At 73.3% G+C, this 23,940-nt stretch carries 9 protein-coding genes; 1 reads left to right on the top strand and 8 read right to left on the bottom strand.

The annotated features are described in order from the left end of the window. Positions 1–2: 2 nt before the first annotated feature. The 8 genes from EAO75_RS13680 to sbnA all read right to left on the bottom strand — a co-directional run bounded on the left by EAO75_RS13680 (position 3) and on the right by sbnA (position 20,319). Entirely contained in the window at positions 3–1,232 is a 1,230-nt protein-coding gene (locus EAO75_RS13680) for a beta-ketoacyl-[acyl-carrier-protein] synthase family protein (protein ID WP_147995325.1), read from the bottom strand. 11 nt (positions 1,233–1,243) lie between these two features. After that, positions 1,244–1,495, bottom strand: a complete 252-nt coding sequence (locus EAO75_RS13675; protein ID WP_147995324.1) for an acyl carrier protein — start codon at positions 1,493–1,495, stop codon at positions 1,244–1,246. A gap of 136 nt (positions 1,496–1,631) precedes the next feature. Continuing rightward, positions 1,632–2,471, bottom strand: coding sequence for an ABC transporter permease (locus EAO75_RS13670; protein WP_147995323.1), 840 nt, complete (start codon positions 2,469–2,471; stop codon positions 1,632–1,634). After that, positions 2,471–3,436, bottom strand: a complete 966-nt coding sequence (locus tag EAO75_RS13665) for an ATP-binding cassette domain-containing protein (RefSeq protein ID WP_147995322.1) — start codon at positions 3,434–3,436, stop codon at positions 2,471–2,473. Before EAO75_RS13665 ends, EAO75_RS13670 begins: the two co-directional genes overlap by 1 nt. 1 nt (position 3,437) lies before the next feature. After that, positions 3,438–3,644 carry an MbtH family protein gene (locus tag EAO75_RS13660; RefSeq protein ID WP_147995321.1) on the bottom strand — a complete coding sequence of 69 codons (207 nt, stop codon included), beginning with the start codon at positions 3,642–3,644 and terminating at the stop codon, positions 3,438–3,440. A gap of 68 nt (positions 3,645–3,712) precedes the next feature. Continuing rightward, positions 3,713–11,215: an amino acid adenylation domain-containing protein gene (locus EAO75_RS47290; RefSeq protein WP_261989273.1), complete on the bottom strand. Its 7,503-nt coding sequence runs from the start codon at positions 11,213–11,215 to the stop codon at positions 3,713–3,715. Next, positions 11,212–19,227: a non-ribosomal peptide synthetase gene (locus tag EAO75_RS47285; RefSeq protein ID WP_261989272.1), complete on the bottom strand. Its 8,016-nt coding sequence runs from the start codon at positions 19,225–19,227 to the stop codon at positions 11,212–11,214. Before EAO75_RS47285 ends, EAO75_RS47290 begins: the two co-directional genes overlap by 4 nt. Positions 19,228–19,281: 54 nt before the next feature. Further along, positions 19,282–20,319 carry a 2,3-diaminopropionate biosynthesis protein SbnA gene (gene sbnA, locus EAO75_RS13640; RefSeq protein ID WP_222723945.1) on the bottom strand — a complete coding sequence of 346 codons (1,038 nt, stop codon included), beginning with the start codon at positions 20,317–20,319 and terminating at the stop codon, positions 19,282–19,284. Positions 20,320–20,617: 298 nt separating this feature from the next. On the opposite strand from sbnA, the gene EAO75_RS13635 reads away from it, so the two are divergent. After that, on the top strand, positions 20,618–23,940 hold a 3,323-nt coding region (locus tag EAO75_RS13635; RefSeq protein WP_147995351.1), incomplete at its 3' end, for a non-ribosomal peptide synthetase.

The following is a 23,940-nucleotide window of genomic DNA, read 5'->3' as shown; positions in this document are numbered from 1 at the left end:
ACTCACTCCCCGTACGTGCCGAGTATCAGAACGGCGTTGTTGCCGGCGAAGGCGCTGGAGTTGTTCTGCACGATCCGCACGTCCGCCTCGACGGCCTGGTTGGGCACGACGTCGAGCGGGCAGTCCGGGTCGGTCTCGCGGTGGTTGATGGTGGGCGGGATGAACCCGTGCTCGATGGCGAGCCCGCAGGCGATGGCGCCGAGCGCGCTGGCCGCGCCCATCGAGTGGCCGAGCATCGACTTCACGGCGACGGTGCGCGGCGCCGCGTCGCCGTACACGTCGACGATGGCGGCCGACTCCGTCTTGTCGTTGGCCTTGGTGCCGGTGCCGTGCGCGGAGATGAAGTCGACCTCCTCCCGCTTGACGCCGGCGTCGTCCAGGGCGAGCCGGATGCCGCGGGCGATGCCGTCGCGGTTGGGCGCGGTGGGGTGCGCGGCGTCGCAGCTGAGGCCGTAGCCGAGGACCTCGGCGTAGATCCGGGCGCCGCGCGCGAGGGCGGACTCCAGGCTCTCCAGGACGAGGATGCCGGCGCCCTCGCCGGTGAGGATGCCCTGGCGGTCCTTGTCGAAGGGCCGCACCACGTCCGGGGTGAGCGCCCCGAACCGCTTGAACAGGGCGAACGCCTTGCGGCACACGGCGTCCGCGCCGCCGCACAGCGCGATGTCGACCTCGCCGGAGCGGATCGCGTCCAGGCCGTAGCCGATGGAGTAGTTGCCGGCCGCGCAGGCCGTGGTGACGGTGGTGGCCTCCACGTTCGGCATGCGCAGCTCGCGGGCGATGACGGTGGACAGGCGGCCCGCGTTGATACGGCGGGACAGCACCGGGTCCATCGCCTCCGGGTCCCCGGCGGCCAGCTCCTGCTCCAGCAGCACGGCGATGTCGTGGGACTCCCCGTCGGTGGTACCGACGGTGATGACGGCCTGCCGCTCGCCGAGGTCGTCCTCGCTGAGCCCGGCGTCGTCGACGGCCATGCGCGCGGCGGCGACCGCGTACTGGCCGGCGCGGCCCATGTCGTCCAGGGGGACGTGGTGGATCCAGCGCTCGGGCTCGAAGTCGGGGACCTCGCAGGCGGTGTTCTGGCCGAAGCCCTCGGTGTCGAACCGGGTGATGGGCCGCGCCCCGGAGCGGCCGGCCCGCAGCCCCGCCGTGTACTCCTCGACGCCCGTGCCGATGCTGGAGATCACCCCGAAGCCGGTCAGGACGACCCGGCGGCGTGCGGTTGCGGTGGACATGTGGGTTCTCCTCACCAACCGGCGGCCACGGAGGTCACCTGGTAGGTGGCCTCCACGTTGATCATCTTGGGCAGTTCGTTCATGTCGATGACGATGGAGTACTCCATCTCCAGCGCGCTGAGGACGTCGATCAACTTCAGCGAGTCGGCGCCGAGTTCGTCGATGAACAGGGCCGTGTCGGAAAGGCCGTCGAGGTCGACGTCGATGTTCTCGGCGATGATTTCCCGGATACGGGTGAGGCGCTCGGGCGCGACCGTGGTCATTGCTTTGTCCCTCCGTTGAGAAAAAGGCGTGAGTGTGCCGGTGATCCGTCTTTCGCACGAAAGTAGTCAGCGCCGGTGACTGCCCGCTGACGTCCAACTGATGGACCGCTGACGGGGGTCGGCCGCCGGGTCCGGCTCAGCGGCCGACGGCCCGCCGAAAGCCCCGTACGCTGCCCACAACCGCCACGACCAGCAGCGCGGACAGGGTGATGGCGGTGACGAGGCCGGGGTGCTGGGCGGGGAATCCGCTGCCCGCGGCGCCGGCCGGGTCATTGCCCCACAGGCGCCGGCAGGTGGTGATGACGGACGTCACCGGATTCCATTCGGCGACCGGGCGCAGCCAGCCGGGCAGGCCGCTCACCGAGACGTACGCGTTGGAAAGGAAACTGAACACGACGAGGACCAGCGCGCCGGTGCCGTCGATGGCCTCGATGTTCTTCTGGGTGGTGCCGAGCAGAATTCCGACCCAGAGCATCACGTAGACGAACGCGAGCAGGACCCCGAATCCGGCGGCGGTGCGCAGCACGCCCTCGTGCGGGCGCCAGCCGACGGCGAGGCCGACCAGGGAGACCGCGGTGAGGCTGACCGCGCCGACGAACAGGTCGGACAGGGTGCGCCCGACGAGCACCGACACCGGGGAGATCGGCAGCGAACGGAACCGGTCCACCAGGCCGTGCCGCAGGTCGAGCGCGACACCGATGGCGGTCGGGCCGACGCTGGTCAGGCCGACCTGGATGGCGATGCCGGCCATGATGAAGTCCTCGTAGGCGACGTTCCCCGGCACCTGCATGGAGTTGCGGAAGAGGTAGCCGACGGCGATCAGCATCACCAGCGGGTTCATGGTGACGAGGATCAGCCGGCCGGGCGAGCGCCGCAGATGCGTGAGGTGCCGGCCGGCTAGGGCGAGGGTGTCACCGAGGTGCCCGGCGAACACGCCGCGCGGTTGCAGGGGACGCGTGGTCGTTGCCGTGGCCATCAGTGGGTGCCCTCTTTCCGGCCCGTGCCCGTGAGGTCGAAGAAGACGTCGTCGAGCGTGGGCCTGCGCAGTTCGAAGTCGGCCGTGGGGACGCCCTTCTCGCGTAGAGCGAGGGCGGCGCGGGCCACGTCGTCGAGGCCGTCGGGGCCCAGCTGGACCGTGACGCGGCGGGCGCTCTCGTCGACGGTCGGGGGACGGCCGCCGAGCGTGGCCAGGGCGGCCACCGCGTCGCCGAGGCTCTCCGGGCGGGCCACGGTGACCTCCAGCCGCTCGCTGCCGACCTGCCGCTTGAGGGACTGCGGGGTGCCCTCGGCGATGACGCGGCCCGCGTCGATCACGGCGATACGGTCGGCGAGTTCGTCGGCCTCCTCCAGGTACTGGGTGGTGAGCAGGATGGTCACCCCGTCGGCGACCAGGTCGCGCACCACGTCCCACAGCACGACCCGGCTCGTCGGATCGAGCCCCGTGGTCGGCTCGTCGAGGAACAGCACCTCGGGCTCCCCGATGACACAGGTGGCCAGGTCGAGCCGGCGGCGCATACCGCCGGAGTAGGTGCCGACGGGACGGTCGGCGGCCTCGGTCAGCTCGAAGCGCTCCAGCAGTTCGGTGGCGCGCCGGGCGGCCCCGCGCCGCCCGAACCGCAGCAGCCGGGCGAGCAGCACGATGTTCTCGCGGCCCGTCAGCAGCTCGTCGACGGCCGCGTACTGCCCGGCAAGGCCGATACGCCGGCGCACCTCGCGGCTGTCGCGCACCACGTCGTGCCCGGCGACCGTGGCCCGCCCGGTGGACGGCTGCACGAGGGTGGCCAGGATCCGGACGGTGGTCGTCTTGCCCGCGCCGTTGGGCCCGAGGACGCCGAGGACGGTGCCGGCCGGCACCGACAGGTCGATGCCGTGCAGCGCCGTGTGCGAGCGGTACGTCTTGCCGAGCCCCTCGGCGAGGATGGCGATGTCGGACGAGGACACCTCAGCCCGCCAGCCGCTGGAGGCTGAGCGGACGCATGTCGGTCCAGTTGCTCTCCACATAGGCGACGGCCGTCGCACGGTCGCTCGCGTCGAGCGCCACCCGCCAGCCCTCGGGCACGGCGGCGAAGGACGGCCACAGGGAGTGCTGCCCTTCGTCGTTGACGAGGACGAGGAAGGTGCCGTCTTCGTTGTCGAAGGGGTTGGCCATGACGGTTCTCCAGATCTGTGCGGATGGGTCGGACATTCGGGTACGGCGGATACGGCGGATACGGCGGCTCAGTGGGCGGCCGTCAGCGCGGCGAGGTGGCTCTCGACGGTGCGGCCGATGACCGCCGCCGGGCCGGGGCCGAGCATCTGCTGATGGCCGCAGTCGACGTCGTGCACGTCGAGGGCCCCGGCGAGATGCGGCTCCCAGCTCTTGGTCCTCAGGGCGCGCTCCTCCCGGCCGAGGCCGCCGCCGGTCGCCAGGAACAGCGTCATGGGGCAGCCGTCGAACCGGCCGGGCGTGAACCGCTGGAACAGGGCGAGGTTGTTGCGCATGACGCCCAGCAGCCGCTCCAGGGTGGCCTCACCGAGCCCGGCGAGCGGGCCGCCGGCGCGCGCGAGGTGCGCGGCGACGCCGGAGGGGGACAGCCGGTCGAGCCCGGTCGGGTCGACGCCCGCCTCGGTCAGGAAGTCCGCGAGGAACTCCTCGTCGGTCGGCGCCGCGCCCGTCGCGTCGTCGGGGAAGGCGTCCAGGTTGGCCAGATAGGCCACCTCCTCGCCGGCCGCGCGCAGCCGCCGCGCCATCTCGTGCGCGACGACTCCGCCGTAGGACCAGCCGAGCAGGTGGTACGGCCCACTGGGCTGCACGCCCCGGATGCGGGCCACGTACTCCTCGGCGACCTCGCCGAGGTCCCGCGGCAACGGCTCGTCGGCGGCGAGGCCGCGGGCCTGGAGGGCGAACACGGGCTGCTCGGCGTCGAGGTGTTCGGCGAGCGCGGCGAAGGGGATCCCGAAGCCGAGCCCGCCGTGGACGCAGAACAGCGGCGGCCGGTTGCCGGTGGGTCGTATGGGCAGCATGGGTCCAAGGGCGCCGGTAGCGCCCTGAAGGGGCGCGGGGCTGTGACTTATGCGGCTCCGCCGCGATGGGGGTCCCCCCTGTTCGAGCGAAGTCGAGAAGCTTGGGGGAGCGACCGGCCCCCACGGCGCCGCACCCGAACCGCCACCCGTCTCGGCACTACCGGCCAAGGCCGCCAGCGTCCGGTGCTCGAACACCGCAGCAAGACTGATCCGCAGCCCGGCCCGGCCGGCGGCGCTGACCAGCAGGATCGCCCTGAGACTGTCCCCACCCAGCGCGAAGAACCCGTCGTCGGGCCCGACCGGCCCCCCGCCGAGCACCTCGGCGACGGCCGCGCACAGCACCCGCTCCGCGTCGGTGCGCGGTGGCCGTACGACACGGTCGGCGGGGGCGGCCTCGGCGGCCGGCAAGGCCCTGACGTCGAGCTTCCCGTTCGGGGTGAGGGGCAGCTCGGCCAGCGGGACGAACACGCCGGGCACCATGTAACCGGGCAGCGTGCGGGCCAAGTGGGCGCGCAGATCGTCCGGTTCGGGCCCCGGACGGCCGGCCGCGGGGACGACGTAGGCGACCAGCTGCCGCTGTCCCCCCGGCCCGGCGGGCGCGAGGACGGCGGCCCGCGCGACGCCCGGGTGGGCCGCCAAGTGCCGCTCGATCTCCCCGGGTTCGATACGGAAGCCGCGGATCTTCACCTGCTGGTCGGCCCGGCCGACGTAGTCGATGCGGCCCCGGGCGTCCCAGCGCACCAGGTCGCCCGTGCGGTACATGCGCTCGCCGGGCTCCCCGAACGGGCAGGCCACGAACCGCTCCGCGCTCGCTCCCGGCCGCCCCAGATACCCGAGGGCGAGGCCCGGCCCCGCAAGATACAGCTCGCCGACGACACCGCGCGGCACCGGGCGCAGCGCCTCGTCCAGGACGTAGGCCGAGGTGTCGCCGATGGGCAGCCCGATGGGGACGGTCGCCGGGGCGTCCTCGGCGTGGGCCACGTCCTGGAGGGTGGCGAAGGTGGTGGTCTCGGTCGGGCCGTACACGTTGAACACGCGGGTCTGCGGCAGGGCGGCCCGCAGCCGTTCGAGGTGGTCGCGGGAGTGTGCCTCGCCGCCGGTGAGCAGCACCCGCAGCGGGGCGAGCGCGCCGGGCCGGGTGTCGGCGACCGCGTTGACGAACTGGGTGGTGAGGAAGGCGACGCTCACCCCCGCCCGGCCGCAGAACTCCCCCAGCGCCTCGGGGTCGGCGGGCCCCGGCGGGCAGATCGCGAGCCGGGCGCCCTGGGTCAGCGGACCCCAGATCTCGAAGGTGGACGCATCGAAGGCGACCGGCGCGAAGTAGAGGAACGTGTCGTCCGGGGTGAACTCCAACTCGGGCAGGCCCTGGACGAGCCGTACGGCGGCGCGGTGCGTGACGGCGACGCCCTTGGGCCGGCCGGTGGAGCCGGAGGTGTAGATGACGTAGAGCAGGTCGTCCGGGGTCGGTGGGGTGACGGTGGGCGGGGTCACGGGGAGGTGGACCAGGCTGCCCCGGATGCCGGGGTCGTCGAGAACGACGACTTCGGTTCGGGACAGCTCCGCGACCGTCGGCGACAGCGACTCCTGCGTCAGCAGCAGCCGTGCCCCGCTGTCGGCGAGCATGCCCCGCATCCGCTCCGCCGGGTAGGCGGGGTCCAGCGGCAGATATGCCGCGCCGGTCCTGGCTATGGCCAGCAGGGCCGTCACCGTGGCCGGCCCGCGTTCCAGGCACAGCGCCACCAGGTCGCCGCGGCCGATGCCGCGTCCGGCGAGGAGGTGCGCGAGCCGGTTGGCGGCCGCGTCGAGGTCGCCGTACGTCGTGCTGACCAGCCCTGCGTCGACCTCGGCGTGGACCAGGGCCACCGCGTCCGGGGTGGCGGCGACCCGGCGGGCCACCAGCTCGGTGAGGGTGGTCCGGTCGGTGCCGGTGCGGCGGGTGCCGCGCTCCAGCAGGTCGGCGCGCTCGGCGGGATCGATGAGGTCCAGCCGGGACAGGGGCAGGGCGGGCTCGGCGAGCGCGGCGGCCAGCAGACGGAGGTAGGCGTCGGCGATACGGCGGGCCGTGGCGGGCTCGAAGAGGTCGGTGCGGTACTCCAGGGCGAGCGAGAGTCGGTCGGCGCCCTCCTCGGTGAGCTGGAAGAACAGGTCCCACTTGGCGGTGGCTCCGGGCACGTCCTGCGGCCGCAGCGCCAGGCCGCCGCTCCTGGCGCCCTGCGGCAGGTCGGCCTCCTGCTGGTGGCCCACCATCACCTGGAACAGGGGGTGCCGGGACATCGACCGCTCGGGGTTGATCACCTCGACGAGTTTCTCGAAGGGCACGTCCTGGTTGCGGTAGGCGGCGAGGTCGAACTCCCTCACCCGCTCGACCAGTTGGCGGAAGGCCGGGTCGCCGTCGGTGTCGGTGCGCAGCACGAGCGTGTTGACGAACATGCCGACCAGGTCGTCGAGCCGCTCGTCGGCGCGGCCCGCCACGGGGGTGCCGAGCGGGATGTCGGTGCCGGCGCCGAGGCGGGTGAGCAGGGCGGCGAGGGCGGCCTGCAGCACCATGAACGTGCTGACGCCCCACTCGGCCGCGAGTCGCCGCAGCGCCGCGACCAGCTCTCGGGGGGCGTCGGTCCTGACGAGGCCGCCGTGGTGGCCGGAGCGGGTGCCTCGCGGGAGGTCGAAGGGGAGCTGGAGCTCCTCGGGCAGGCCGTCGAGGGCCTTGGTCCAGTGCGCGAGTTGGCGGGCGAGTTCGCTGTCGGGGTCGTTCTCGTCGCCGAGCAGGTCCCGCTGCCAGAGGGTGTAGTCGGCGTACTGCACGGTGAGCGGCGGCAGTTCGGGGGTGCGGCCGGTGCGGCGGGACTCGTAGGCGGTGGTGAGATCGCGGGTGAGGGGGGCGAGGGACCAGCGGTCCGCGGTGATGTGGTGCAGGACGAGGAGGAGGACGTGGTCGTTCGGGGCGAGCGTGAACAGGTGGGCGCGTAGCGGGATCTCTCGCTCCAGGTCGAAGCCGCGGGCTGCCTCGGTGGCCAGTGCGTCGGGCAGTGCGGCCTCGTCGAGGGCGATCACCGGTAGGGGTACTGGGGCTTCGGCCGGCGTGAGCACGCGTTGTTCGGCGGGGCCGATGGCGTGTGAGGAAGTGCCGTGTTGTGTGGTCTGGCGGCTGGGGGTCCGTCGTGGCTGGTCGCTCCCCCRAGCTTCTCGACTTCGCTCGAACAGGGGGGACCCCCATCGCGGCGGAGCCGCATATGTCACGGCCCCGCGCCCCTTTGGGGCGCTGTCGTGCGCGTCGGTCTCGCCGTGCCCCGGAAGGGCGCTGCTGTCCAGGTCGGACGCCGTCTCCGGCCGCGCCGGGAACACCGTCCGCAGTGACTCGTGGCGGGCCACCACGTCGCCCAGCGCCGCCTCCAGCGCCGGCACGTCCAGTGGGCCGGACAGGCGTACCGCGAGGGGGATGTTGTAGAGGCCGTCGGGGGCGCCGAGGTGTTCGATGAACCACAGGCGTTGCTGGGCGTACGACAGGGGCAGCGTGTCGGGGCGCGGGCGGGCTGTGAGTGGCGCCCTGCCGGGGGCCGCGGTCGGGACGCGGGTGGCGAGCGCGGCGACGGACGGGGCCTCGAAGAGGTCGCGTACGCCCAGCTCGGCGCCGAGTTCGGCGCGGACGCGGTTGATGATGCGGGTCGCGAGCAGGGAGTGTCCGCCGAGCGCGAAGAAGTCGTCGTCGACGCCGACACGTTCGAGCCCGAGCACCTCGGCGAAGATCGCGCTCAGCGCCTCTTCCTCGCGGGTGCGCGGGGCGCGGTCCGACGTGGCGTACTCCGGCGCCGGCAGGGCGCGGCGGTCGAGCTTGCCGTTGGCGGTCAGGGGGAGCGCCGGCAGCCGTACGACTGCCGACGGGACCATGTAGTCGGGCAGCTGACGGCTCGCGAACTCTCTGAGCTCGAGGCCGAGTTCGGCGTCGGACACCACGTACGCCACCAGCCGCTGGTCCCCCGGCCGGTCCTCCCGCGCCACCACCGCCGCCTCGGCGACGCCCGGATGACGGCCGAGGACCGTGGCGATCTCGCCGAGCTCGATGCGGAAGCCGCGCAGCTGGATCTGCTGGTCGGCGCGGCCCAGGTATTCGAGGGTGCCGTCGGCCCGCCACCGTCCGAGGTCGCCGGTGCGGTACATGCGCGCGCCGGCCGGGCCGAACGGGCAGGCCACGAAGCGGTCGGCGGTCAGGTCGGGGCGCCCCAGGTAGCCGCGGGCGAGGCCCGGACCGGCGACGTACAGCTCGCCGGGCACGCCGGCCGGGACGGGGCGCAGGGCCGGGTCGAGGACGTACACCCGCAGGTCGGGGATGCCGCGCCCGATCACGCTGCCCCCGCCGGCGGCGGCCGTGGTGGCGTCCAGCTCCTGGTAGGAGACGTGGACCGTGGTCTCGGTGATGCCGTACATGTTGACCAGGCGCGGGGCGTCGTCGGCGTGCCGTGCGTACCAGTCGCCGAGGCGGCCGATGTCGAGCGCCTCGCCGCCGAACACCACGTGGCGCAGGGCGAGTTCGCTCCACGCCTCGGCGTCGGCGCGCATCAGCTGGTAGAAGGCGGACGGGGTCTGGTTGAGGACGGTGACCCGTTCGCGGGCGAGCAGCTCGCGGAAGGCGTCGGGCGAGCGGGAGACGTCGTACGGCACGACGACGAGACGGCCGCCGTACAGCAGGGCGCCCCACAGCTCCCAGACGGTGAAGTCGAAGGCGATGGAGTGGAACAGCGTCCACACGTCGTCGGGCCCGAACCCGAACCAGGCCTCGGTGCGGTCGAGCAGGCGCACGACGTTCTGGTGCGGGATCACCACGCCCTTGGGGCGGCCGGTGGAGCCGGAGGTGTAGATGACGTAGGCCGCGTGCTCGGGGGACACGGCGGCCCGGAAGTCGGTGGCCGGGTGGGCGGCGAGTTCGGCTCGGGTCCCGTCGGCGTCGAGGTCGAGTCGCGCCAGGCCGGGGGCGGCGGGCAGGTCGGCGTCGCTGCTGGTCAGCAGGAGCACGGGGCGGGCGTCGCGCAGGGTGTGGGCGACGCGGTCGGCGGGGTGGGCCGGTTCGAGGGGCAGATAGGCGGCGCCCGCCTTGAGCACGGCGAGGACGGCGACGATCAGGTCGGCGCCGCGCGGCAGTGCGACCGCCACGAACGCCTCGGGCCCGGCGCCCCGGGCCGCGAGGAGGTGCGCGAGCCGGTTGGCGCGCTCGTCGAGCTGCCGGTAGGTGAGGCGGTCGGCGCCGGCGGTCACCGCCACGGCGTCCGGGGTGCGCGCGGCCTGCGCGGCGAACAGCTCCGGGACGGTCGTACGGCGGGAGGGCGCCGGTACGGCTTGTGGGGCGCCGCTCCACTCCGTGAGGATCCGCCGCTCCTCCTGCGGGTCGAGCCCGCCGAGGTGGGCGAGGAGGACGTCCGGGTCGGCGGCGACCTCGCGCAGGACCTGCACGAGCCGGCCGAGGACGCCGTCGGCGCCCGGCACGGTTTTCCGGTACGCCAGTTGCAGTTCAAGCCGCTCCCCCGGCAGCACCGTGAGGTGGAGCGGGTAGTGCGTCGCGGAGTGCACGTGGGCCGCGCTCACCGCGCCGCCGGTCTCCCGGCGCAGACCCTCCTCGTCCAGCGGGTAGCTTTGGAAGGCGAGGACGGTGTCGAAGAGTTCGCCCTGGATGCCGCTGGCGGACTGGACCTCGGCGAGCGGCAGGTGCTCGTGCGGCATCATCGCCAGCTGCTGCCGGGCCAGTTCCTCGATCAGGTCGCCGGCCCGCCGCCCGGGGCGCACGTCGGCGCGCACCGGCAGGGTGTTGGCGAACAGCCCGATCATCGACTCGACGCCCGGCACTTCGGCGGGCCGCCCGGAGGTGACGGCGCCGAGGACGACGTCCTCGCGGCCGGTGAGCCGGCCCAGCAGCACCGCCCAGCAGCCCTGCACCACGGAGTTGAGCGTCAGTCCCCGCCGGCGCGCCCAGGCCGTGAGGGCGGCCGTCTCCCGCTCGGGCAGGAAGTCCCTTGCGGATTCCAGGAGTTCGGCGTCCGTGGCGGTCGCTTCCGGCGCGACCCGCACGGGCCCGTCGAGGCCGTCCAGCAGTCCCGCCCAGGCCGCGCGGTCCGCGGCACGGTCACGGGTGCTGAGCCAGGTCAGGAAGGAGCGGTAGGCGGCGGGCTCGGGCAGCCCGGCCGCGCCCCGCTCGTCCGCGAGGAGGGTCAGCTCGCGCACGGCCAGCGGCAGCGACCAGCCGTCGACCAGGATGTGGTGCACGGACCACACCAGCCGGCAGCGGCGCTCGCCCAGCCGCAGCAGCGCGAACCGCATCAGCGGCGGGCGGGCCGGGTCGATCCGTCGCAGCCGGTCCTCCCGGGCCAGCCGGAGGGCCTCGGGCTCCCGCTGCGCCTCGGGCAGCACGGTGAGGTCGTGCACCGTCCACCGCGGCTGCACCTCGTCCTCGTGCGGGACGACCTGGACGGGCTCGCCGTTCTTCCGGTTGCGGAAGCAGGCCCGCAGGTTGGGGTGGCGGCGCAGCAGCGCGGCGGAGGCGGAGCGCAGCCGTTGCTCCAGTTCCGCCACGTCGCCGTCGATGTCCGCGACGAACTGGAGGGTGTAGTGGTCGGGGGCGGTGCGGTCGTACGAGGACAGGAAGAGCAGGCCCTGCTGGAGCGGGGAGAGCGGGAGTACTTCGCTGATCCTCGATCTGGCCCTGCTCTTCGACCCGGTTGTGGGCTCGGTCACGACAGATCCTCACTCAACTCGAATTCCAGATCGGCGAGTTCCTCGTCGGTCAGCTCGATCAGGTCGCCCTCGGGCTCCGGGGCGGGCTCCGCCCCGACCGCGCCCGCGGCCCGGGCGAGCGCGGCGGCGCTGCGGTGCGTGAACACGTCCCGCGTGGTCAGCGCGAGGCCGGCAGTGCGGGCGCGGCTGACGACCTGGATGGAGCGGATGCTGTCGCCGCCGAGGGCGAAGAAGTCCTCGTCGATGCCGACGGCCGGCATGCCGAGCACCTCGGCGAGGATCCCGCAGAGGATCTCCTCGCGCTCGTCACGCGGGGCGCGCGCCTGCTGCGTCTCGTCCGTCCGCTCCGGCAGGGGCAGGGCCTTGCGGTCGAGCTTGCCGTTCGGGGTGAGCGGCATGGCGCCCAGGACCAGCCAGGAGGACGGGATCATGTAGGCGGGCAGCAACTGGGCCACCTCGTCGCGCACCTGCCCGGCGTCCACCCCCGGCCCGGTCAGATAGCCGACCAGACGCGGGTTGCCGGAGGCGTCAGGTACGACGGCCACAGCGGCGTCGGTGACCTGGTCGAGCCCGCGGACGGCGGCCTCGATCTCGCCGAGCTCGACGCGCCGGCCCCGGATCTTGACCTGGTGGTCCCGGCGCTCGATGAACTCCAGCTGCCCGTCCGGGCGTTGGACCACGCGGTCACCGGTCCGGTACATCCGCGTACCGGGCCCCGCGAACGGATCCGCCATGAAGGTGCCTGCCGTACGCGCGGGATCGTCCAGATAGCCGCGTCCGACGCCGGCGCCACCGACGTAGAGCTCACCGGGTACGCCCATCGGCACCGGCTGGAGTTCGTCGCTGAGGACGTAGAGCCGCGTGTTGCGGACCGCGCCGCCGATGGGTACTCGGCCGGCGAGCGTGTCCCCGGCCCGGATCACCGCGTGCGTCACGTCGTCCGAGCACTCGGTCGGACCGTAGGCGTTCATCAGCGGCACCCGGGGATAGCGGGCATGCCACCGCTCACAGAGATCGGCGGGCAGCGCCTCGCCGGTCACCATCAGCCAGCGAAGAGCGTGTAGTTCAGGCGCCCGGCCGTCGAGATCCCACGCGTCCAGGGCGGCCCGCAGCAGGGAAGGAACGACCTCCAGTACGGCCACCCGCTCCTCGCGCACCATGGCAAACAGCCCCGCCGGATCCGCCGCCATCTCCGTACCCGACACCCGCACCCGACCGCCCACCAGCAGCGGCGCCAGCATCTGCCACACCGACACGTCGAAGGTCAGCGGCGCGTTCTGCACCACCGCCTCACCCGCGACCAAGTCCAGGTCCCCCACCTTCGCCCACAGGTGATTGACCATCCCCGATCGCTGCACCATCGCCCCCTTCGGGCGACCCGTCGACCCCGACGTGAACATCACATACGCCAGGTCGAGGCCACCGCCGACGGTGGGCGGCACGGCGCGGTCGGTGAGGGTGTCCTCCAGGACGAGGACGGTGACGTCACCGGCGATCTCGCGGGCCTGTGCCTCGTACGCGCCGCCCACCAGCAGGTACCCGGCGCCGCTGTCCCGCAGCAGGCCGGCGTTGCGGGCGGCAGGGGCGGCCGGGTCCAGCGGCAGGTAGGCGCCACCGGCACCCAGGACGCCCAGCACGCCCGCCACGAACGGCACCCCGGGGTCCGCGAGCATCGCGATCACGGAGCCGGTCGTCACCCCGGCCGCGGTGAGGCGTACGGACAGGCCGCCGGACGTCTCGACCAGTTCCCGGTAGGTGAGGGAGGTCGTGCCGTCCGTCACCGCGGGCTCGTCGGGGATGCGGTCGGCCACCGCGCGTACCCGCTCCACGACGCCCAGGCTCTCCTCGGGGATCGAGGGGTCCCAGGTGCCGAGCAGGCCGCCGAGTTCGCCGGGGGTGCCGGATCCGGCGAGGGTCGCCGGGGCCGTCACGTCGATCCGGGCGAGCGGGAGGGCCGGGGTGTCGGCGACGGTGTGCAGCAGGTGGCGGAACATCAGGGCGATGCGTTCGACGTCGGCACGGGTGAACTGGTCCGGTGCGTAGTCGAGCCGCAGGGTCAGGGCGTCGCCGGGGAAGACCGCCATGCTCAGCGGGTGGTGGCGTGCGTCCCTGGCCTCGGTGCGCAGCACGCGGGTGCCGTCGGCGCCCTGGTCGGGGCCGGCCGCGTCCAGCGGGAAGTTCTCGAAGAGGACCACCGTGTCGAAGACCTCGCCCGCAAGACCGGCCGCCTTGTGGATCTCGGCGAGGCCCAGGTGCTCGTGCGGCATGAGCGCGGTCTGCCGGTCCTGGACGGTGTGCAGGAGCTCGGTGAGCGTGGCGGCGGGATGCAGGCGGACGCGGACCGGCACGGTGGTGAGGAACATGCCGATCATCGACTCGACTTCGGGCACCTCGGCCGGGCGGCCGGAGGTGACGGCGCCGAAGACGACGTCCTGGCGTCCGGTGAGCCGGCCAAGGAGCAGCGCCCAGCAGCCCTGGACGACGGTGTTGAGGGTGAGGCCCCGGGCGCGGGCCCAGCCGGACAGGGCGGCGGTCAGCTCGCGCGGGACCTCGGCGCGCACGGCCTCGGGCAGCACCGGCGCCCGGTCGGGGTCGGCCGGGACGAGCAGGGTCGGCTCGTCGACGCCGTCCAGTGCCGTACGCCAGGCCGCCCGGGCCGCCTCGCGGTCCTGGTCGGCGAGCCAGGCGAGGTAGGCGCGGTAGGGGGCCGGGTCGGGCAGCAGCGTGGCGTCCGCGTCCGTGCGGCACAGGGCGAACAGCTCCCGCACGAGCAGCGGCATCGACCAGCCGTCGACGAGGATGTGGTGGCTGGTCCAGATGAAGCGGTGCCGTCCCTCGCCGTGGGTGACCAGCGCGAACCGCAGCAGCGGCGGGGCGGTCAGGTCGAAGCGGCGGGTGCGCTCGGCCTCGGTGATCCGGTCGAGCTCGGCGGTGCGCTGCGGCTCCGGCAGATCGCGCAGGTCGGTCTCCTGCCACGGCAGTTCGGCGTGGTCGGGGACGAGCTGCACGGGGTCGCCGGTGGCGCGGGCGCGGAAGGCGGCGCGCAGGTTCGGGTGCCGGTCGAGGAGCGCCTGGCCGGCGGCGCGCAGGACGGCCGGGTCGATGTCGCCCTCCAGTTCGGCGACGATCTGGAGGGTGTAGACGTCCGTCGCGTCCTGGTCGTAGTCGGCGTGGAAGAGCAGGCCCTGCTGGAGCGGGGTGAGCGGCAGGACGTCGGTCAGGGTCGTGCCGGCGCCCGCGAGTTCCGCCTCGTACGTCTCGATCTCGTCCTGCGTGAGGTCCACCAGCGGCAGGTCGGACGGTGTACGGCCGCCCGCGCCGGGCGTCGCGGTGTGCCGGACCAGCAGCTCCAGGGCACGGAACCAGGTCTCGGCGATGTCCCGGGCGTCGTCCTCGGCGACCGCCTGCCCGGCCCACGCCCAGTTGGCGATCAGGTGCGGGCCGTCGTGGCGGTCCTCGGTGGCCGGGGTGACGTCGAGGAGATGCGGCAGCGGCATGGCGGGGTGGGCGCCGGTGCCGACGACGCCGTCGCCGCCCGCGGGTTCCCACAGCCGGTCCTCGCGGGCGTCGAAGCGGCCCATGTAGTTGAAGCCGAGCTGCGGGCGCTCGTACGGGGCGAGGACGCGGGCGGCGTGCGGGTTGAGGTAGCGCAGCAGGCCGTGGCCGACGCCCCGGTCGGGCAGGGCGCGCAGTTGTTCCTTGACCCGCTTCAGGGCGGCGGCCAGGGCGGGGCCGCCCGCCCACACCTCGTCCCAGTCCAGGGCGCCGGGGTCGAGGCGCAGCGGGAAGGCGCTGGTGAACCAGCCGACGGTGCGGGACAGGTCCAGGCCCTCGGCGAGCTGCTCGCGGCCGTGGCCCTCCAGCTCGATCAGGGTCTGCGCGAAGTGGGTGTGCCCGTGCCTTCGGCGCCAGTCGGCGACGGCCAGGGCGAGCCCGGTCAGCAGGACGTCGTTGACCTCCGCGTGGAAGGCTGCGGGGACGTCGGTGAGCAGCGGTCCGGTGACCTCAGGGCCGAGTTCGAGGCGCAGCGTGCGCCGGGTGCCGTACACGTCCTTGGCGAGGTCGAGGCGCCGGGTGCCGACCAGCGGGTCGGGGCCGTCCAGGATTCGCTGCCACAGGGCGAGTTCGGCGCCGCGCACCTCGGTGCGGGCCTGCTCGGCGAGCAGCCGCGACCAGGCGCGGTACGAGGTGCCGACGGGGTCGGGTGCGGGGGCACGGCCCTCGGCGAGCGCCGCGCAGGCGGCGGCCAGGTCGGGCAGCAGGATCCGCCAGGACACGCCGTCCACGACGAGGTGGTGGCCGCACAGCACGAGGACGGCGGTGTCGCCGGCGGGTGAGGAGAGTTCGGGTCCGTCGGCGGCTGCCGGTCCGTGGGGGCTGGTCGCGCAGTTCCCCGCGCCCCTGAAGGTCGGCCCAGTGCCCGTCGGCCCAGGGGTGCAGTCGGCTGCGGCGGGAGCGATCAGCACTGCCTGGAGCATCACCGCCGCGCCCGGGTCCAGCCGCGCACGCGCCGCCGCGGCCTGCCGCTCGGCGAACGCGAGCAGGTCCTTGCCCCGCGCACCGCCCGCGTCCGCGCTCGCCACCAGCCGTACGCCGGCCAGCGCGCCGCGCTCCAGCACCTCCGTGTGCCACAGCCCGGGTGCCGGTTCGGTGGCACGGGTGCGCAGGGCGTCGTGGTGGTCGACCAGTGCGTGCAGGGCGGCGTCGAGCAGCTCGGCGTCGAGCCCGGCCGGCACATGCACGACGACATGCTGGCTGTACTTGACGACGGGCCCGGTCAGGGAACTGGTGTCCTCGTGCAACTGCCCCATGATCGGTGTGAGTTCGTACGGCCCCACGCCGCCCGCGTCGTCCTCCGGCTCGCGCGTCGCGTCGGCGTCGAGGCTGCCCGCGGCGCGGGCAAGGGCGGCGACGGTCTTGTGCTCGAAGACGTCCCGCGTGGTCAGGGCGAGGCCGGCGCTCCGGGCGCGGCTGACGACCTGGATGGAGCGGATGCTGTCGCCGCCGAGGGCGAAGAAGTCCTCGTCGATGCCGACGTCCCGGGTGCCGAGCACCTCCGCGTAGATCCCGCACAGCACTCGCTCGCGCTCGGTACGCGGCCCGCGCACCGACTCCTGCCCACCCAGCGCGGGCTGCGGCAGGGCCTTGCGGTCGAGCTTGCCGTTCGGCGTGAGCGGCATGGCGTCCAGGACCAGCCAGGAGGACGGGATCATGTACGCGGGCAGCAACTGGGCCAGCTCGTCGCGCACCTGCCCGGCGTCCACGCCCGGCCCGGTCAGATAGCCGACCAGACGCGGATTGCCGGACGCGTCGGGCAGTACGGCGACGGCGGCGTCGACCACGCTCTCCAGGGAGCGGATGACGGCCTCGATCTCGCCGGTCTCGACCCGGCGGCCCCGGATCTTGACCTGGTGGTCACGTCGCTCGATGAACTCCAGCTGTCCGTCCGGGCGTTGGATCACCCGGTCACCGGTCCGGTACATACGGGAACCCGAGGGCCCGAAGGGGTCGGCCATGAACGTGCCAGCGGTGCGGGACGGGTCGTGCAGATAGCCGCGTCCGACGCCGGCGCCACCGACGTAGAGCTCACCGGGGACGCCCACCGGCACCGGCTGGAGTTCGTCGCTGAGGACGTAGAGCCGCGTGTTGCGGACCGCGCCGCCGATCGGCACCCGGCCACCGAGGTCGTCCTCGGCGCGGATGACCGCGTGCGTCACGTCGTCCGAGCACTCCGTCGGACCGTAGGCATTCATCAGCGGGATGCGCGGGTAGCGGGCGTGCCACCGCTCGCACAGGTCGGCGGGCAGCGCCTCGCCGGTCACCATCAGCCAGCGCAGATCCGGCAGCTCAGAAGCACGCCCGTCCAGGTCCCAGGCGTCCAGGGCGGCCCGCAGCAAGGAGGGAACGACCTCCAGTACGGCCACCCGCTCCTCGCGCACCATCGCGAACAGCCCCGCCGGATCCGCCGCCATCTCCGTACCCGACACCCGCACCCGACCGCCCACCAGCAGCGGCGCCAGCATCTGCCACACCGACACGTCGAACGTCAGCGGCGCGTTCTGCACCACCGCCTCACCCGCGACCAAGTCCAGGTCCCCCACCTTCGCCCACAGGTGGTTCACCATCCCGGAGCGCTGCACCATCGCCCCCTTCGGGCGACCCGTCGACCCCGACGTGAACATCACATACGCCAGGTCCAACCCGTCCCCGATGGCGGGGAGTTCGGTCGTGCAGGTGGCGTCGGAGGGGTCGGTGAGCTGGAGGGCGGTGACGTCCGGGGCCGGGGTGTCGTGGCCGGCGCCGGTCAGGAGGTGGCGGGCGCCGCTGTCCTGGAGGAGGCCCGCGTTGCGGGCGGCGGGGGCGGCCGGGTCCAACGGCAGATACGCGCCGCCCGCGCCCAGCACCCCCAGCACACCCGCCACGAACGGCACCCCGGGGTCGGCGAGCATGGCGACCACCGCGCCGGGTTCCATGCCCGAGGCGCGCAGGCGGGCGGCCACACCGGCGGCGCGGGTCAGCAGCTCGCGGTAGGTGAGACTCTCCGTGCCGTCGGACACGGCGACGGCGTCGGGCGAGGTCGCCGCGACGGCGCGTACGCACTCCACGAGCCCCTCGTACGTGGCTCGTTCGGCGTCGCGGTCCCAGGAACCGAGCAGGCCGCGGGGCTCGCCGGGGGCGCCCAGGCCGATACGGCCGACGGGGTGGTCGGCGGGCAGGGCGGCGAGGGAGGTGAGGAAGGCCTCGAAGCGGGCCAGGTGGGTGGCGAGTTCGGCCGACGTGTACAGCTCCGGGTTGCCGTCGAGGTGGATCTCCATCGTGCCGTCGGCGGTGTTGAGGACGGTGATGATGAGGTCGTTGACGATGCCCGTGGACAGGTTGACGATCGTGCCGTCGCAGGCGTCGGCGAAGGCGAGCGCCGGGTCCTGGTTGAGGACGTTGATGAACGGTCCGAAGGGGCGCCGGTCGTCGGTGCGCAGGCCGATGTCGCGGCGGATGCGGTCACCGCGGTAGCGCTGGTGCTTCAGGGCGCCCGACACCTCGATCCAGGCCCGGCGCAGCAGCTGGGTGCGGGTGGTGTCGGGGCGTACCGGCACCGCGAGCGGCAGGTAGTTGGCGAGCATGCCGGGGATCTCGCGGCTGGCGGCGCCGACCCGGCCGGTCACCGGCAGGGTGAGCAGCGGGCGGTCGACGCCGGTGGCGCGCTGGGTGTAGGCGGCGGCCGCGGCGACCATGACGACGGGCATGGTGACCTTGCCGTCCCGGGCGAGGGCGCGCAGGGCGTCGGTGGCCTCGACGGAGAGGCGGGCGGTGTGGCGCAGGGCGCTGCGGCCGGGGGCGGGCTGCCGGGCCGACAGCGAGACGAGTTCGGGTGCGGGGCCGTGGGCGCCGGCGGTGAGGCGTGCGGTCCAGTGTGCGCGGTCGCGCTCGACGTGCCCCGAGTCGAGGTAGTCGCGCTCGGCGTCCAGCAGGCGGTGGAAGGGCGGCATGGCGTCGGCGTCGAGGGCGTGCTCGTCCTCGCCGGCCGCAAGCCGGGTGTAGAGCGCGGCGAGCTTCGGGTAGAGCAGGGCGCGGCTGAATCCGTCGGCCAGGATGTGGTGCATGCACAGGTAGAGCAGGTGGTGCTCGGGGCCGAGGTGGATCAGGGCGCCGCGGAACAGCGGGAAGTCGGTGACCTTCAGGGGGTCGGCGTGGTCGGCGCGCATCCATGCCTCGGCGGCGGCGAGCGGCTCGGGCTCGTCGCCGAAGTCGAGCCGCCTCAGCGGGAGTTGCGCGAGCGGCCGGATGATCTGGCCGGGGGTGCCGTCCTCGTCCACGAACTGCACACGCAGTCCCTCGGCCTCATGGCCCAGGCGGCCCAGTGCCCGGCCGAGCAGGTCCGGGTCGAGCGGTCCGCGCAGGTCGATGTAGTCGGCCATGTTGTAGCCGAGCGGACCGGTGGCGAACTGTTCGTCGAACCAGATCTCGGCCTGCGCCGCGGTGAGCGGGAGGACGGCGCCTCGGTTTGTCGTCATCGCTTTGCTCTCCGTCATTCTCAGCGCCTCAACCAAATCGTCCGCTTGTGCCGTTCAGCCGGAAACCGTCTCGAGGCCGGCCGTTGATTCCGTCCCCGCCCAGGCCCCTTCGGCGTTCGCCGTGAGGGATTCGGGGCCGAGGGAATGGGTGACCCATTCGTCGTGGTAAACGGTCTCCATATAGCGCTCGCCCAGATCCGGGGAAATGGTCACCGCGGTCACCTGCTCGCGAATACCGGAGGCGGCGTCGCCGTATTGCTCGGAGAGCCAGCTCAGCGCTCCGGTGACGGCGGTTCCGGTGGAGCCGCCGAAGGAGAATCCGTGCCGCATCAGTTCCCGGCAGGTGCGCACCGTGGCCGCCTCCGGGACATGGACGACGGCGTCGACCAGGGACTCGTCGAGCAACGCCGGCCGCACGCTGGTGCCGAGGCCGGGGATGTGCCGGGTGGCCGCGGGTCGGCCGAAGGTGACCGAGCCGACGCTGTCGACGGCGACCACCCGCACCGAGGGCCGCCGCTCGCGGAAGTAGCGGGCGCAGCCCATCAGGGTGCCCGTGGTGCCCGCCCCGACGAACAGCACGTTCAGGTCGGGGAACTGGCGGGCGATGGCGGGCGCGGTGGTGCGGTAGTGGGCCATCCAGTTGCCGGGGCTGAGGTACTGGTTGAGCCAGACCTTCTTGTCGTCGGCGGCCAGCAGCGCCTTGACGTGGCGGATCCGGGCGCCGAGGAAGCCCTCGGTCTCGTGCGGCTCGGTGATGACGTGCACCTCGGCGCCGAGCGACTCCATGGTGCGCCGGGTCACGGCGTTGCAGCGGGAGTCGGTGACGCACAGGAACCTGAATCCGCGGCTCGCGGCGAGCAGGGCCAGGGCGACGCCCATGTTGCCGGACGAGGACTCCACCAGGGTCGAGCCGGGGCGGAGCGCGCCCGCGGCCTCGGCCTGCGCGACCATCTCCCGGGCCGCCTTCAGCTTGATGGAGCCGGCGAAGTTGAATCCCTCGACCTTGAGAAAGAGACGGCGCCCGAAGAACGGTTGCAGATTCACGAAGAGGTCGCTGACATCGAATTCATGCGACGCGGATATAACCGGCACTGGCACTCCTGGCCTTCGGCGACGAATGAGCCTCGCCGCCAAGCCTGTCGCCGGACGCTGACGAGGTGCTGACGGGCTGCTGACAGCGCCAGTGGGGGCGTCCTACGGGCTCGGCAACGTGCTTCGGAGGTGGCGGGTGCCGTGGCGGACGGCCGGTGAATGCATGGCGGGCGCCCGGTGAATGCGTCAGCGGGGCGTCAGTTACCGGTCAGTTCAGCGTCAGCGCGATCGGAAATCGTCGAGCGGTCGGAAATGTTCCCGACTTCCGCCCACCCAGCTCTTCCGTGAGGAGCACGGCTTGAATCGGCCATCCGCCATCAGTGAAGTCCTTCCGCTCACGCCCCTGCAACAGGGGCTGCTGTTCCTCGCGGAATACGATCGTGAGGGAACGGACCTCTACACCCTTCAGCTGGTGGTCGACTTCGAGGACCTGACCGACGCCGATGCCGGGGCGCTGCGCGAGGCGGCGGCCATGCTCCTGGAACGTCACCCGAACCTCAAGGCCTGCTTCCGCACCCGCCGCACCGGCGAGGCGGTCCAGGTCGTCCCGAAGTCGGTGGAACTGCCGTGGCAGGAGCGGGAGTTGCCGGACGCGGACGCAGGGACCCTGGACCGTCTGGCGCGCGAGGACCGCCTCCACCGCTTCGACCTCAGCCGCCCGCCCCTGCACCGCTTCACCCTGATCAGGGGCGCACAGGGCCGCAGCCGGCTGCTGTGGACGGTGCACCACATCCTGGTCGACGGCTGGTCGATGGCGATGCTGACGCGGGAACTGGCCGAGAGCGCGGCCGAGTTCGGCACGGGAACCGCGGCCGAGTTCGGCAAGGGAACCGCGGCCGAGTTCGGCAAGGGAACCGCGGCCGCACGGCCCACGGTCACGCACTACCGCACGCACCTCTCCTGGCTCGGCGCGCAGGACAAGGAGGCGGCGCGGGAGGCCTGGGCGCGGGCGCTCGCCGGGGTGTCGGAGCCGACGCGGCTGGTGGGGGACGCGGGCGGCGGGGCCGTGGGCGACGTGGACGCGCTGCCGGCCCAGGTCCCCGTCGAGCTCGCCCCGGACGTCACCGCCGGCCTCACCCGCCTGGCCCGCGCCCGCGGCCTGACCGTCAACTCGGTCGTCCAGGGCTGCTGGGCCCTTCTCCTGTCGCGGCTGACCGGCCAGGACACGGTGCTGTTCGGTGCGGTCTCCTCGGGCCGCCCGGCCGAACTGCCCGGCGTCGAGGAGATGGTGGGCCTGTTCGCCAACACGCTGCCCGTGCGGGTCGACGTGGACCCGCGGCGCACTCCGGCCGAGCTGTTCGCCGCGGTGCAGGCCGGCCAGGCCGAGCTGCTGCCACACGAGCACCTGACCCTCGCGGAGGTGCAGCAGCTGACGCCGGTGCGCGGGGAGCTCTTCGACACGGCCCTGATGTTCCAGAACTACCCGATGGGCGACGTGCCCCTGACACCGCCGACGGCGGGCCCCCGGGTGACGTCGGTGGACATCCGTTCCGCGACCCACTACCCCCTGACTCTCACGGTCTTCCCCGGCACGCCCTTCGGCCTCGCGGTCAACCACCTGCCGTCCCGCGTCCCGCACGCGGTGGCCCACGCCCTGGGCCACCGTTTCGCCCGCCTCCTCGAAGCGGCCGTGACCAGCCCCGACGCCCCTTCCGGCCGCCTGGACGTACTCCTCGACGAAGCCGAGCGCACCCGCCTCCTCGCCACCCGCAACAGCACCGCCACCGCTCTGCCGGGCGGCCTGCTGGCACCGGTCCTGGAGCAGTGGGCCGAGCGCACCCCGGACGCGCCGGCCGTGCGCTGCGGCGAGGAGCGTCTGACCTACGCCGAACTGCACACCCGAGCAGACCACTTGGCCTCGGCCCTACGCGCGGCGGGCGCGGCCCCCGAACGCGTGGTGGCCCTGGCCCTGGACCGCTCGGTCGACCTGGCGGTGSCAGCACTGGCCGTCCTGAAGACGGGCGCGGCGTACCTCCCCCTGGACCCCGACTACCCCCCGGACCGCCTGCGCTACATGCTGAACGACGCGGCCCCGGTGGTGACGCTGACGCACAGCAGGGTGGAGCCGCTCCTGAGGACGGAGGGCACGCTCACGGGCCCCGTCTGGACGTTGGACACAGAGAGCCCCACATCCGCGGCCGCCGACGGCGCTCAGCCCCCACAGGGGCCACCCGCACCCGACGACGAAAGCAGCACGGGCGGTGCGGGTGGGAACCCAGACGCGGCCGAAGGCCGCGCGCCCACCCACACACCCGCACCGGAACCCGCACCGGAACCCGCACCGGAACTCGCCCCCGCATACGTCATCTACACCTCAGGCTCCACCGGCCACCCCAAGGGCGTGGTCGTCCCCCACGAAGCCCTCCTGAACCTGATCCACGACATGGCCACCCGCTTCCACGTGACCAACACGGACCGCTTCCTCGCCGTCACCACCTTCGGTTTCGACATAGCCAACCTGGAACTCTTCGTGCCGTTGGCAACCGGCGCCGAACTCCTCCTCGCCGACCGCGAAACGGTCCGCGACCCCGCCGCCCTCGCGGCAGCCATCACCACCACCGACGCCACACTGATGCAGGCCACCCCCAGCCTGTGGCAGACCCTCGCCACCGACCACGCCCCGGCGCTGAAGAACCTGCACGCCCTGGTCGGYGGCGAGGCACTCCCCGACCCCCTGGCCCACACCCTCGCCACGCACTGCGCCTCGGTCACGAACGTCTACGGCCCCACAGAGACGACGATCTGGTCCACAGCCGCCCGTCTCGCCCCACCCCTCCAAGGCGGCCCACCCCCCATAGGCCACCCCATCGCCAACACCGCCGTATACGTCCTGGACTCCACCCTCCACCCCACCCCCGACGGCTCCTACGGCGAGCTCTACATCACCGGCTCCGGCCTCGCCCGCGGCTACCTGGGCCGCCCGGCCCTCACGGCCGACCGCTTCGTGGCCGACCCGTACGGCCCACCCGGCACCCGCATGTACCGCACGGGCGACATCGTCCGCTGGACGACAGATGCGGCAGGCGACACCGCCCTGGAGTACGCGGGCCGCAGCGACCACCAGATCAAGATCCGAGGCCACCGCATCGAGCTCGGTGAGATCGAATCCGTGCTGGGCGCACAGCCCGGCGTCGAGCGGGCCGTCGTCACGGCCCGCACCGACCACGGCGGGGAACCCCGCCTGGTCGCCTATGTCGTACCGGCAGGGACCGACCGCGACCGGCTGCGGGAGCGCGCGTCCGCGGTGCTGCCCAAGCACATGGTCCCTGCCGTGTACGTCCCCTTGGACACCCTCCCCCTGACCCCGAACGGCAAGGTCGACCGCAAGGCGCTGCCCGCCCCGCCGGACGCCCGCACGGGCACGGGCCGCCCGCCCGCGACCCCGTACGAGGAACTGCTCTGCACGGTCTTCGCGGAGGTGCTCGGCCTCGAACGGATCGGCGCCGACGACGACTTCTTCGCACTCGGCGGCCACTCCCTGTCCGCGATCCGCGTCGCCAACCGCCTGCGCGCGGACCTCGGCACGGACGTCCCGGTCCGCACCCTGTTCGACACCCGCACCGCTGCCGGGCCCGGCGCAGGACTCCTCGCCCACCTTCCGGCTGCGTCCCCTGCCCGAGC

Source organism: Streptomyces sp. UW30 (assembly GCF_008042075.1).
Taxonomy (GTDB): Bacteria; Actinomycetota; Actinomycetes; order Streptomycetales; family Streptomycetaceae; genus Streptomyces.
This window is presented reverse-complemented; position numbering and strand designations above follow the sequence as displayed.